General features: G+C 70.8%; 11 protein-coding genes. All 11 read left to right on the plus strand.

Annotated elements, in window-relative coordinates:
* Nucleotides 1-45: 45 nt before the first annotated feature.
* The 11 genes from E2E34_RS22945 (at nucleotide 46) to E2E34_RS22995 (ending at nucleotide 12505) form a co-directional block, all read left to right on the plus strand.
* Entirely contained in the window at nucleotides 46-972 is a 927-nt protein-coding gene (locus tag E2E34_RS22945; protein ID WP_138903808.1) for an N-acetylneuraminate synthase family protein, read from the plus strand.
* Nucleotides 973-994: 22 nt separating this feature from the next.
* Nucleotides 995-2116, plus strand: coding sequence for a hypothetical protein (locus E2E34_RS22950; RefSeq protein WP_244315995.1), 1122 nt, complete (start codon nucleotides 995-997; stop codon nucleotides 2114-2116).
* A 245-nt stretch (nucleotides 2117-2361) separates the two neighbouring features.
* Nucleotides 2362-3609 carry an amidohydrolase gene (locus E2E34_RS22955; RefSeq protein ID WP_138903809.1) on the plus strand — a complete coding sequence of 416 codons (1248 nt, stop codon included), beginning with the start codon at nucleotides 2362-2364 and terminating at the stop codon, nucleotides 3607-3609.
* A 137-nt stretch (nucleotides 3610-3746) separates the two neighbouring features.
* Nucleotides 3747-4790, plus strand: coding sequence for a BMP family lipoprotein (locus E2E34_RS22960; RefSeq protein WP_138903810.1), 1044 nt, complete (start codon nucleotides 3747-3749; stop codon nucleotides 4788-4790).
* Nucleotides 4791-5027: 237 nt separating this feature from the next.
* Nucleotides 5028-6554 (plus strand): ABC transporter ATP-binding protein, encoded by a 1527-nt coding sequence (locus tag E2E34_RS22965; RefSeq protein WP_138903811.1) that lies wholly within the window; start codon nucleotides 5028-5030, stop codon nucleotides 6552-6554.
* Nucleotides 6554-7666, plus strand: coding sequence for an ABC transporter permease (locus tag E2E34_RS22970; RefSeq protein WP_138903812.1), 1113 nt, complete (start codon nucleotides 6554-6556; stop codon nucleotides 7664-7666). Before E2E34_RS22965 ends, E2E34_RS22970 begins: the two co-directional genes overlap by 1 nt.
* The gene (locus tag E2E34_RS22975) at nucleotides 7666-8928 is read left to right on the plus strand and encodes an ABC transporter permease (RefSeq protein WP_138903813.1); all 1263 of its coding nucleotides are present in this window, start codon (nucleotides 7666-7668) and stop codon (nucleotides 8926-8928) included. The genes E2E34_RS22970 and E2E34_RS22975 overlap by 1 nt, the downstream gene beginning before the upstream one ends.
* Nucleotides 8925-9347 carry a cytidine deaminase gene (locus E2E34_RS22980; protein ID WP_138903814.1) on the plus strand — a complete coding sequence of 141 codons (423 nt, stop codon included), beginning with the start codon at nucleotides 8925-8927 and terminating at the stop codon, nucleotides 9345-9347. Before E2E34_RS22975 ends, E2E34_RS22980 begins: the two co-directional genes overlap by 4 nt.
* Before the next feature lie 5 nt (nucleotides 9348-9352).
* Nucleotides 9353-10630 (plus strand): thymidine phosphorylase, encoded by a 1278-nt coding sequence (locus E2E34_RS22985; RefSeq protein WP_138903815.1) that lies wholly within the window; start codon nucleotides 9353-9355, stop codon nucleotides 10628-10630.
* 168 nt (nucleotides 10631-10798) lie between these two features.
* Nucleotides 10799-11092 carry an STAS domain-containing protein gene (locus E2E34_RS22990; protein ID WP_244315997.1) on the plus strand — a complete coding sequence of 98 codons (294 nt, stop codon included), beginning with the start codon at nucleotides 10799-10801 and terminating at the stop codon, nucleotides 11090-11092.
* A 249-nt stretch (nucleotides 11093-11341) separates the two neighbouring features.
* On the plus strand, nucleotides 11342-12505 hold the full coding sequence (locus E2E34_RS22995; protein ID WP_138903817.1) for a glycosyltransferase: 1164 nt from the start codon (nucleotides 11342-11344) through the stop codon (nucleotides 12503-12505).
* Nucleotides 12506-12682: the final 177 nt, after the last annotated feature.

Raw genomic sequence — 12682 nt, forward strand, 5'->3', positions numbered from 1 at the left:
CCGTAGCTCACACCCCTCAACTCCCCCCGTTAGGAAAAGAACCACATGAGCACCAACTCGCGCCTCCGCACCCTCGGTTCCAAGACCGCGGGCCCCGGCCACCCCGTCTACGTCACCGGTGAGATCGGCATCAACCACAACGGCGACATCGAGAACGCGTTCGCGCTCATCGACGCCGCCGCCGACGCCGGCTGCGACGCGGTCAAGTTCCAGAAGCGCACCCCGGAGATCTGCACGCCGCGCGACCAGTGGGACATCGAGCGCGACACCCCCTGGGGCCGGATGACGTACATCGACTACCGCCACCGCGTGGAGTTCGGCGAGGACGAGTACCGCGCCATCGACGAGTACTGCAAGAAGCGCGGCATCGACTGGTTCGCCTCCCCGTGGGACACCGAGGCCGTCGCCTTCCTGGAGAAGTTCGACGTACCGGCCCACAAGGTCGCCTCCGCGTCCCTGACGGACGACGAGCTGCTGCGCTCGCTGCGCGCCACCGGCCGCACGGTCATCCTCTCCACCGGCATGTCGACGCCGCAGCAGATCCGCCACGCGGTGGAGGTGCTCGGCAGCAGCAACATCCTGCTGTGCCACGCCACGTCCACGTACCCGGCGAAGGCGGAGGAGCTCAACCTGCGGGTGATCAACACCCTCCAGGCCGAGTACCCGAACGTCCCGATCGGCTACAGCGGCCACGAGACCGGCCTCCAGACGACCCTCGCCGCCGTCGCCCTCGGCGCCACGTTCGTCGAGCGCCACATCACCCTCGACCGCGCCATGTGGGGCTCCGACCAGGCCGCCTCCGTCGAGCCCGGCGGCCTGTCCCGCCTGGTCCGCGACATCCGCACCATCGAGGCGTCCCTCGGTGACGGCGTCAAGAAGGTGTACGAGTCCGAGCTCGGCCCGATGAAGAAGCTGCGCCGCGTCGCGGGCGTCGTCGCCGAGGGCACCGACCGCGAGCCCGTCGCGGTCTGACCGGAAAGACGTCGACGTCGCCGTGAACGGCACCCCCGGCACTCCCGCCACCCAGGCGGCCGAGGCCACCGAGACGGCCGCCACCGGGGCCCGCGAGACCTCGGGCACGCTCGCCTTCGTCGAGAGCCCGGTCCAGCTCCTGAACGTCCTGGAGTGGGCCCACGCGAAGGCGGCCGCCCGCGGGACACGGGCGTACGACCTCACGGTCGTCGTCCTGTCGCCCACCGACCCCATGACCCGCGGCCAGCTGCGGCGTATGGCGGAGCTCGCGCGCCACGAGGGCATGCGGGTGCGGTGGGAGGAGGCCCGTGGCGGGGCGGGGGCGCCGTTCCAGACCATCGGCGGTCTGGCGTCCGCCCTGCGGCGGGCGCGCCGGATCGTGATCGGCGACCCGTTCTCGCGGTACGTGCAGCTGCTGCTGACGATCACCCGCGCCCGCGACCTGGTCGTCGTCGACGACGGCACGGCCACCATGGAGTTCGTCGCCCAGCTGACCGGCGGCGAGCGCCTGGAGCGCTGGCACCGGCGCGGCGGCCGCCGGGGGCCGCGCGACCTCGTGTTCGGCCCGGTCTCGGCGGCGGCCCGCCGCCGCCTGACGCCGTCCCGGACCCGCAGCGTCGAAGTCTTCACCTCGATGCCCGTGGAGGAGGCGCCGGGGGTCGCCGTCACGGCCAACGACTTCGGCTGGACCCGCTCCCGGTTCGGTCCGCCGCGCGTCTCGCGCGGCGCCGACCTGGTCGGTACGTCGCTGGTCGAGACCGGCGTGGTGGACCCCGACCGGTACGTCGAGGCGGTCACCGCGCTGGCCCGCGCCCACGGGGCCACGCGCTACTTCGCCCACCGGCGCGAGAGCGCCGACAAGCTGCACCGGCTGGCCGTGGAGACGGGCCTGGAGATCGTCCGCCCCGACCTGCCGCTGGAGCTCATCGCCCGGCGCGGGCCGATCGGCCGGCTGATCCTGAGCTTCCCGTCCACCGTGGTCCACACGCTGCCGCTCGCGCTGGTGGGCACCGGCGTGCGCGTCGCGGTCTGCGACGTGGACCCGCTGTGGCTGAGGGACTCGGCCTCACCCCGCGCGCAGGGCTTCCTGTCGGGTGTCACGACCACGGCACGGGACGTCCAGCGCCTGCCCACACCGGGGTAGATGTCTGGTTCGCCACATATGTGACCTTGCCCACGGGCCCGGAGTGTCCCCAGGGAAGGAAACTCACCACCGACCGCGCCCGCCCGACCCGCAAAAGCCCAGGCCGGGACGGGGAGGAGAGCGGCGGAGCATACCCGCCCGAAGCGGCGCCCAAGCGCGCCGGGACCGACTTTCTTTCCCCTATGCGGCTGAAGTTTTGTTGATCGCTGGTTGGTTACCCGCCAAACACGCCTACCCTTTCAGAGATGAGCCAGCTGATCTGCGAGTCCGAAGAAGCAGCACTGCCGGGCATGGTCCCGCTCCCCGGCACGCTGCCCGAGTCCCTGCGTCTCGAGCTGATCGCCTTCCGGCGCGACCTGCACATGCACCCGGAGCTCGGGCACCAGGAATTCCGCACCACCGCCGCGATCAAGGCCCGCCTGGAGAAGGCCGGCCTCGCGCCGCGCGTGCTGCCCACGGGCACCGGACTCATCTGCGACATCGGCACGGCCCGCCCGGGCGCCGACGGCGTACGCCCCGTCCTGGCCCTGCGCGCCGACATCGACGCGCTGCCCATCCCGGACACCAAGGCGGACGTCCCGTACCGCTCCACCGTCCCCGACCGCGCGCACGCGTGCGGCCACGACGTGCACACCACCGTGGTCCTCGGCGCCGGTCTGGTCCTCGCCGAGCTCCACCGCGCGGGCCTGCTGCCCCAGCCCGTACGGCTGATCTTCCAGCCCGCCGAGGAGATGATGCCCGGCGGCGCGCTCGGCGTGATCGAGGCCGGTGGCCTGGACGGCGTCGGCAAGATCATCGCGGTGCACTGCGACCCCAAGGTCGACGCGGGCCGCATCGGTCTGCGTACGGGCCCGATCACCTCGGCCTGCGACCGACTGGAGGTCTCGCTGGACGGTCCCGGCGGCCACACCGCCCGCCCGCACCTGACCACCGACCTGGTGACGGCCGTCGCCCGGGTCGCCACCGACGTCCCCGCGCTGGTCGCCCGCCGCGTCGACGCGCGCGCGGGACTCGCCGTGACCTGGGGCCGCATCGAGTCCGGCCACGCCTGCAACGTCATCCCGCAGCGCGCCGTGCTCGCCGGCACCGTCCGCTGCCTGGACCTCGACGCCTGGCACGAGGCGCCGGACCTGGTGCACGCCGCGATCGACGAGATCGCGACCCTGCACGGCGCCAAGTCGGAGATCAACTACGTCCGAGGCGTCCCGCCGGTCGTGAACGAGCACGCGGTCACCGAGCTCCTCACCGACGCCATGGCCGCCCGGCGCGGGCTGCACGCGGTCGAGGACACCGAGCAGAGCCTGGGCGGCGAGGACTTCTCGTGGTACCTGGAGCAGGTTCCCGGCGCCATGGCCCGTCTGGGCGTACGCACTCCGGGTGACACGGCCCGACGCGACCTGCACCGCGGCGACTTCGACGTGGACGAGGCCGCGATCGAGGCCGGCGTCGAACTCTTCACGGCTGCCGCGCTACTTGACGGACACCGTTCGTAATCAGCCACGGCGTCTTCCGTTCACGACGATCCGATAACAGCTGTCGTACGGTCGCTTATCCGGCATCTACGCGCGTTACGATCGCCGCGAAACCAGCGCCGGCAGAGGCGCTTCGGTCAGGTCGAAGGAGCCCTCCCTTGCGCCGCGTAACCAGGCTTGCCACTGTGGCCATCGCGTCCACAGCTCTCGCACTCTCCGCCACCGCCTGTGGCAAGACGTCGGACTCCGGTTCCGGCTCGAAGGAAGCCAGCGCCGCCATCGCGTACGACATCGGCGGCCGCGGTGACCAGTCCTTCAACGACGCGGCGTACGCCGGTCTTGTGAAGGCCGAGAAGGAACTGGACATCAAGGGGAACGACCAGGAGCCCTCCGAGGGCGAGTCGGACGCCGACAAGGTCCAGCGCCTCACCGAGCTGGCCCGCTCGGGCAACAACCCGGTGATCGGCGTCGGCTTCGCCTACGCCCCGGCCATCAAGAAGGTCGCGCCGAAGTTCCCGAAGACCACCTTCGGCATCATCGACGACACCTCGGTGACCGGTAAGAACATCGCCAACATGGTGTTCAACGAGGAGCAGGGCTCCTACCTCGCCGGCGTCGCCGCCGCCAAGGCCACCAAGACCAACAAGGTCGGCTTCATCGGTGGTGTCGAGGTCCCGCTGATCAAGAAGTTCGAGGCGGGTTACGCCCAGGGCGTCAAGGACACCAACCCCAAGGTCCAGGTCCTGAAGCAGTACCTGACGCAGCCGCCGAACTTCGACGGCTTCGCCAAGCCCGACCTCGGCAAGGCCGCCGCCCAGGGCCAGCTCGACAAGGGCGCCGACGTGATCTACCACGCCGCCGGTCTCGCGGGCTCCGGCTCGATCGAGGCGGCCGCCCTGGACGGCAAGTGGGCCATCGGCGTCGACTCGGACCAGTACAACCAGGAGGGTCTGGCGAAGTACAAGGCCAAGATCCTCACGTCCGTCACCAAGGACGTGTCCGACGCGGTCTTCAACCTGATCAAGTCCGTGAAGGACGGCAAGCCGCAGTCCGGTGAGGTCCGCTACGGCCTCGACAAGGACGGCGTCGGCCTCTCCGACTCCAACCCGGAGTACAAGAAGATGACGGACCTCATCGCCGCCGTCGACAAGGCGAAGGCCGAGATCATCTCCGGCAAGATCAAGGTCCAGACCGCGCCGTAAGGTTGCGGGGTCAGGACATGATCCCGGGGGTCCGGTGAGGCGGTTTCCGCCGCCTCTCCGGCCCCCGGGCCGCATTCCCTGCCCGGTCTTTTCTTCATTTGGCGTTGCTACGCGCGTAGACATTCGCTCAGCGCGATAGTTTCGCCGCGCCCTGCCTCCGCCTCCCGCCCGCCTCCCGCTCCTTTCCGCCAAGGAGAGTGCGTCATCAACGCGTCCAGCCCGCCCCCCGCCGTAGAACTGCACGGCATCACCAAGCGCTTCCCCGGCGTCGTCGCCAACCACGACATCGACATCACCATCCGCAAGGGCACCGTGCACGCCCTCGTCGGTGAGAACGGTGCCGGCAAGTCGACCCTGATGAAGATCCTTTACGGCATGCAGAAGCCGGACGAGGGCACCATCACCGTCGACGGGGAGCAGGCCACTTTCCACAGCCCGGCCGACGCCATCGCGCGCGGCATCGGCATGGTGCACCAGCACTTCATGCTCGCCGACAACCTCACCGTCCTGGAGAACGTCGTTCTCGGCGGCGAGAAGCTGTACGGCATCGGCAACAAGGCCCGCCAGAAGATCAAGGAGATCTCCGAGGCGTACGGCCTGAACGTGCGCCCCGACGCCCTGGTCGAGAACCTCGGTGTGGCCGACCGCCAGCGCGTGGAGATCCTCAAGGTCCTCTACCGCGGCGCGCGCATCCTCATCCTCGACGAGCCGACCGCCGTGCTGGTCCCGCAGGAGGTCGACGCGCTCTTCGCCAACCTCCGCGAGCTCAAGTCCGAGGGCCTGACGGTCATCTTCATCTCGCACAAGCTGGGCGAGGTCCTCTCGGTCGCCGACGACATCACCGTCATCCGGCGCGGCACGACCGTCGGCACCGCCGACCCGGCGAACACCACCACCAAGCAGCTCGCCGAGCTGATGGTCGGCAGCGAGCTCCCGTCGCCCGAGACCCGCGAGTCGACGGTCACCGACGTACCGATGCTCACCATCGACAACCTCCAGCTGAACGCCACGGACCCCGACGGCGCGGTGCGCGAGGTGCTCGCCGGGATCACCTTCACCATCCACAAGGGCGAGGTCCTCGGCATCGCGGGCGTCGAGGGCAACGGCCAGGCCGAGCTCGTCGAGGCGATCATGGGCCTGCGCAACCCGGACGGCGGTGTCATCACGCTCGACACCTCCGACCTCTCGCACGCGCCCACCCGCAAGCGCCGTGAGAGCGGCATCGGCTACATCCCCGAGGACCGCCACCGCCACGGCCTGCTCCTCGAAGCGCCGCTGTGGGAGAACCGCATCCTGGGCCACGTCACCGAGGAGCCCAACTCCAAGCGCGGACTGCTCGACCTGAAGGCGGCCCGCAAGGACACCGAGCGGATCGTCGAGGCGTACGACGTCCGCACGCCCGGCATCGAGGTCACCGCCGCCTCGCTGTCCGGCGGCAACCAGCAGAAGCTGATCGTCGGCCGCGAGATGAGCCACGCCCCCAAGCTGCTCATCGCCGCCCACCCCACGCGGGGCGTGGACGTCGGCGCGCAGGTGCAGATCTGGGACCAGATTCGCGAAGCACGCCGCGAGGGTCTGGCCGTACTGCTGATCTCCGCCGACCTGGACGAGCTCATCGGGCTGTCCGACACCCTGCGGGTCATGTACCGCGGCCGCCTGGTCGCGGACGCCGACCCGGCGACCATCACCCCGGAGGAACTGGGCTCGGCCATGACCGGCGCCGCCACCGGCCACCTTGAGGCAGCCCCGGAGGACGAGGCCTGATGAAGAAATTCGACAAGGACCGGCTGATTCTGGGCCTCGCCGGCCCAGTGCTCGCGCTGGTCGTCGCCATCGCGCTCACCTCGGTGGTGCTGCTCGCCTCGGGCCGCGACCCGTTCGAGCCGTACAAGCTGATGGTCGAGAGCGCGCAGTACGCCGACATCCAGGTGCTCATCCTGAACCAGGCCGGCACGTACTACCTGGCGGCGCTCGCCGTCGCCGTCGGCTTCCGGATGAACCTGTTCAACATCGGCGTCGACGGCCAGTACCGCCTCGCCGCCATGATGGCGGCGCTCGTCGGCGCGGCCGTCGAACTGCCGGGCCCGCTGCACATCGCCCTGATCGTGCTCGTCGCCATGCTGACCGGCGCCTTCTGGGCCGGTATCGCCGGTGTCCTCAAGACCCTGCGCGGGGTGAGCGAGGTCGTCTCGACGATCATGCTCAACGCGATCGCCACCAGCCTGATCGCCTGGCTGATCCTCACCGACAACTTCGGCGTGCAGCTGGAGGGCTCCAACGACCTCACCACGGGTGAGATCGCGGAGTCCGGCTGGTTCCCGAGCGTCACCCTGGGCGACGGCGGCGAGATCTACGGCTTCACCTTCGTCGCCTTCGCGCTCGGCATCGTCTACTGGTTCGTCCTCAACCGCACCCGCTTCGGCTTCGACCTGCGCGCCACCGGCGCCAGCGAGAGCGCCGCCGCGGCCTCGGGTGTCGACGCCAAGAAGATGATCCTCACCGCGATGCTCATCTCCGGCGGTGTGGCCGGTCTCGCCGGCATGCCGACCCTGCTGGGCGACACCCACACGTACAGCCTCAGCTTCCCGACCGGAATCGGCTTCACCGGCATCACCATCGCCCTGCTCGGCCGCAACAACCCGGTCGGCATCTTCTTCAGCGCACTGCTGATCGCGTTCCTGGACAAGGCGTCCTCCGCGCTCGACCAGTACGGCTACGAGAAGGAGATCGCCACGATCATGCAGGGCCTGATCGTGATCGCGGTCGTCGTCAGTTACGAACTCGTCCGCCGCTACGGGCTCCGCCGCCAGCAGCAGAAGGTGGGCGAGGAGCTCGCCGCAGCCGCCCGCAAGAACCGTGAGGAGGTGGCGGCGTAATGAGTACCAGCACTGTCTCCGCCGTGAGCGCGGCGCCCAAGAAGAGCGCCCGCCGCAAGCTGTCCGTACCCGTCATCCTGCTGATCGTCGCGGGTGCGCTCGCGCTGGTCTCGCTGGTGCGCATCATCAGCGGCGCCGACGACCTGACCTCCGTCGGCCAGGTCTCCGGCGCCCTCCAGCTCGCCATCCCGATCGGTCTCGCCGGCCTCGGCGGCCTGTGGGCCGAGCGCGCGGGCGTCGTCAACATCGGCCTCGAAGGCATGATGATCCTGGGCACCTGGTTCGGCGCGTACGCCGGCTACCAGTGGGGCCCGTGGACGGGTGTCGCCCTCGGCATCGTCGGCGGCGCGCTCGGCGGTCTGCTGCACGCGGTCATCACCGTCACCTTCGGCGTGAACCACATCGTCTCCGGTGTGGCCATCAACATCCTGGCCGTCGGTGTCACCCGCTACCTGTCCAACTTCACGTTCGACAAGGCTGCGGGCGGCTCCTCCAAGCAGTCCCCGCGCATCGACGAGATCACCAAGATCACCATTCCGGGGCTCTCCGACTGGCTGCGCGACATCCAGGGCAAACATTGGTTCTTCGTCTCCGACGTCGCCGGAGTCGTCGGCGGCCTGGTCACCAACCTCTCGCTGCTGACGATCGTCGCGCTGCTGCTGATCCCGGCCACCATCTGGATCCTGTGGCACACCGCGTTCGGCCTGCGGCTGCGCTCCTGCGGTGAGAACCCGGTGGCGGCCGAGTCCCTCGGCGTCAACGTCTACAAGTACAAGTACATCGCCGTCGTCGTCTCCGGCGGCCTGGCCGGCCTCGCGGGCGCGTTCCTCGCCATCGTCGCGACGGGCATCTACCAGGAGGGCCAGACCGGCGGCCGCGGCTACATCGGTCTCGCCGCGATGATCTTCGGCAACTGGATGCCGGGCGGAATGGCGCTCGGCGCGGGCCTCTTCGGCTTCACCGACAGCCTCAAGCTGCGCGGCGGCGCCGAGAACGTCCACGCGATGCTGCTCCTGCTGGCGATCCTGCTGCTGCTCGTCGTGTTCTGGCAGCTGTACAAGAAGAAGTACGTGCCGGCGGCGATCTCCGCCGTGGCCGCGGTGCTCCTCTTCGTCTGGTACTCGCTCACCAACGAGGTGCCGAGCCAGTTCGTGGACGCGGCGCCGTACATCACCACGCTGCTCGTGCTGGCCCTGTCCGCGCAACGCCTGCGGATGCCCAAGGCCGACGGCATGCCGTACCGGAAGGGCCAGGGCAAATGACGGACGCCGCGGCACCGGCCGACTGGGAAGCCCTGCGGGAGGCGGCGCGCGAGGCGATGTCCCACGCGTACGCGCCCTACTCGCGCTTCCCGGTCGGCGCCGCGGCCCTCGTCGACGACGGCCGCACGGTCACCGGCTGCAACGTGGAGAACGCCTCGTACGGCCTCTCCCTGTGCGCCGAGTGCGGCCTCGTCTCGCAGCTCAACGCCACCGGCGGCGGCCGCCTGACGCACTTCACCTGCGTCGACGGCCAGGGCGAGGTCCTCATGCCCTGCGGCCGCTGCCGTCAGCTGCTGTACGAATTCGGCGGCCCCGCGCTGCTGCTCGACACGTCGGCGGGTATCCGTACCCTCGCCGACCTGCTCCCCGACGCCTTCGGCCCCCAGCACCTGGCGCCAGGCACCCCGGAAGGAACCTGAACTGCATGGACGTCATCTCCGTCATCCGGACCAAGCGCGACAAGGGCGAACTGAGCCCCGAGCAGATCGACTGGGTCATCGACGCCTACACGCGCGGTGAGGTCGCCGACGAGCAGATGTCCGCTCTCGCGATGGCGATCCTGCTCAACGGCATGAACCGGGTCGAGATCGCCCGCTGGACCGCCGCGATGATCAACTCGGGCGAGCGGATGAACTTCGCCCAGCTCTCCCGCCCCACCGCCGACAAGCACTCCACCGGCGGCGTCGGCGACAAGATCACGCTGCCGCTCGCGCCGATCGTCGCCGCCTGCGGCGCGGCCGTGCCCCAGCTCTCCGGCCGGGGGCTCGGCCACACCGGCGGCACGCTCGACAAGCTGGAGTCCATCCCCGGCTGGCGCGCCCTGCTCTCCAACGAGGAGATGCTGAACGTCCTGGAGTCCACCGGCGCGGTCATCTGCGCGGCGGGCGACGGGCTGGCCCCGGCGGACAAGAAGCTGTACGCGCTGCGCGACGTCACCGGCACGGTCGAGGCGATCCCGCTGATCGCCTCCTCCATCATGTCCAAGAAGATCGCCGAGGGGACGGGCTCGCTCGTGCTCGACGTGAAGGTCGGCTCCGGCGCCTTCATGAAGAACATCGAGGACGCCCGTGAGCTCGCCGCCACCATGGTGGGCCTGGGCACCGACCACGGCGTACGGACGGTGGCCCTGCTCACCGACATGTCGACGCCGCTCGGCCTCACGGCGGGCAATGCCCTCGAAGTCCGCGAGTCCGTCGAGGTGCTGGCGGGCGGCGGCCCCCGGGACGTCGTCGACCTCACCCTCGCGCTCGCCCGCGAGATGCTGGACGCGGCGGGCCTGAAGGACGCCGACCCGGCCAAGGCGCTCGCCGACGGCTCCGCGATGGACGTCTGGCGCCGCATGATCGCGGCCCAGGGCGGCGACCCGGACGCGACCCTGCCGGTCGCCCGGGAGCAGCACGTGGTCCACGCGTCCGAGTCCGGCGTCCTCACCACCATGGACGCGTACGCCGTGGGCGTCGCCGCCTGGCGCCTGGGCGCCGGCCGCGCGCGCAAGGAGGACCAGGTCCAGGCGGGCGCGGGCATCGAGCTCCACGCCAAGCCGGGCGACAAGGTCACCGCGGGCCAGCGCCTGATGACCCTGCACACGGACACCCCGGAGAAGTTCGAGTACGCCCTGGAAGCGCTGAACGGCGGGGTCTTCACGTCCCCCGAGGGCACCGACTTCACCCCGAACCCGATCGTGCTGGGCCGCATCGCGTAACCCTTCGCCGCACACGGCGAGCACGACCGAGCGGGGCCGGTGATCACACCGGCCCCGCTCTTCGCGTCCTGGCGCCCTCGCGCTCCTCGTCCACCCGGAGATCCCCTGGTGAGGCGGCCACCGATGAGTTCCGCCCCCGGCCCGGGTCTCCCTCATGTGGATGCCACGATGCCGACCGTTCTCGTCGTCGCCGGCCGGGTGACCCCTGCCGACGTCCCCCTCCTGTGCGCCGAACTCGACGACCTGCTGTGCGGCGCGGTCGCCACCGAGGTCATCTGCGACGTCGCCCGGCTGACCGATCCCGGCCTCGCCGCCGTCGAGGCGCTGGCCCGCCTGCGGCTCACCGCCCGCCGGGCCGGCCGCCGCCTGCGCCTGCGGGGCGCGCGCCCGGACCTCGTGGCGCTGCTGAGCCTGGCCGGCCTTGGCGAGCCCGACGCGCCGCACGCGCCTACCGGGCAGTAATCATTTCGACGCGATCACCCGATGGGTGGTTTCCGCCCGCGCGGACAACTCCCTTTCGAGCCCCGCCATTGCCGCTCGCCCGCCTTTCTTTCCTACGGCTCCAAATGGCCGAACAGGCGCGTCCATGCGTGATTTTCCAACTGTCTTTCTGACAAAGTTCACTCCTGCTTTTGTCGCCTTGTTAGAAAGCCGAAATCCGCGGTTGCTTTCTCGGTCAGTTCTACGGTCCACGTATGAAGAGAGCCGCTCGTGCTGCAACAAAGTTGGACTGAGCAGAGCCAACTGACGGTTTTTCACCTCGTTCAGCCGGTGGAAGGGGGAGTCGCGCGCGTTGTCACCGATCTCGTCAGAGCGCAGACCAGCGAAGGTCTGCGCACCGTCGTCGCCTGCCCGCAGGGCGGCACGCTGGCCTCGGACGCCGCCGAAGCCGGGGCCCAGGTGCACACCTGGCCCGCCGTACGGGCTCCCGGACCGCACCTTCCCGGCGAAGTCGTGACCGCCGCACGGCTCGTCCGCCAGAGCCGCCCCCACGTCGTCCACGCCCACAGCGCCAAGGCGGGGCTCGCGGGCCGGCTGGCCCTGCGCGGGCGCGTGCCGACGGTCTTCCAGCCCCACGCCTGGTCCTTCGAGGCGGTACGGGGCCGGGAGGCGGCCCTCGCCCTCGCGTGGGAGCGGTACGCGGCCCGGTGGACCTCCCGGACCCTGTGCGTCAGCGAGACCGAGCGCAGCACGGGCGAGCAGGCCGGTATCGCCGCCCGCTGGTCGGTGATCCGCAACGGCGTCGACCTCGGCCACTTCCGCCCCGGCGAGGGCGCGGCCCGCGCCGCCCTGCCCCTGCTCTCCGAGGTGCCCGCCGAAGCCCCCCTGGTGGTCTGCGTCGGCCGGCTGTGCCGCCAGAAGGGCCAGGACGTCCTGCTGCGGGCCTGGCGCCGGGTGGCGGCGCCCGGCGCCCGGCTGGTCCTGGTGGGCGACGGGCCGGACGGGGAGCGGCTGCGGGCGGACGCCCCGCCGGGCGTCCTGTTCGCCGGCGCGAGCCGGGACACCCGGCCGTGGTTCCACGCGGCCGACGTCGTCGTGCTCCCGTCCCGCTGGGAGGGCATGGCCCTGGCCCCCCTGGAGGCCATGGCCTGCGGCACGCCCGTCGTACTGACCGACGTCGGCGGCGCCCGGGAGAGCCTGCCACCGGGCCAGGAGGCCCACTGCCTCGTACCGCCCGAGGACCCGGCGGCCCTGGCGACGGCGCTCACCGCGCTGCTGCGCGACCCCGGGCTCCGCGCGTCCCTCGGCCGCGCGGCCCGCGCCCACACCCGGTCGGCCCGCGACGTACGCGAGAGTGCCGCAGCCGTCAGTGACCTCTATCGGGAACTTCTCAGCCTGCCCCGACCCATGACGAGGAAGCGCACCGAGCGATGACGACGGAGAGTGCATTCGCCCAGGCCACGGCCGTAGCGCCGACGGCCCCATCGGTCCACCCGCCACGGAGCGCCACCGGCCGCCCCGTGCCGCTCGCCCCCCGGAGCATCCGCCGGCGCGGCCCCGTCGCCGGTCTGCTGGCGGCCGACGTCCTCGCGGTGGCCGCCACCCTCGCCC

The organism is Streptomyces albidochromogenes (assembly GCF_005981925.1).
Classification (GTDB): domain Bacteria; phylum Actinomycetota; class Actinomycetes; order Streptomycetales; family Streptomycetaceae; genus Streptomyces; species Streptomyces albidochromogenes.

Excerpts from the sequence above, each read along its gene's own strand:
- E2E34_RS22945 (WP_138903808.1), top strand. The coding sequence starts at position 46 with ATGAGCACCAACTCGCGCCTCCGCACCCTCGGTTCCAAGACCGCGGGC.
- E2E34_RS22955 (WP_138903809.1), top strand. The coding sequence starts at position 2,362 with ATGAGCCAGCTGATCTGCGAGTCCGAAGAAGCAGCACTGCCGGGCATG.
- E2E34_RS22970 (WP_138903812.1), top strand. The coding sequence starts at position 6,554 with ATGAAGAAATTCGACAAGGACCGGCTGATTCTGGGCCTCGCCGGCCCA.
- E2E34_RS22975 (WP_138903813.1), top strand. The coding sequence starts at position 7,666 with ATGAGTACCAGCACTGTCTCCGCCGTGAGCGCGGCGCCCAAGAAGAGC.
- E2E34_RS22980 (WP_138903814.1), top strand. The coding sequence starts at position 8,925 with ATGACGGACGCCGCGGCACCGGCCGACTGGGAAGCCCTGCGGGAGGCG.
- E2E34_RS22985 (WP_138903815.1), top strand. The coding sequence starts at position 9,353 with ATGGACGTCATCTCCGTCATCCGGACCAAGCGCGACAAGGGCGAACTG.
- E2E34_RS22990 (WP_244315997.1), top strand. The coding sequence starts at position 10,799 with ATGCCGACCGTTCTCGTCGTCGCCGGCCGGGTGACCCCTGCCGACGTC.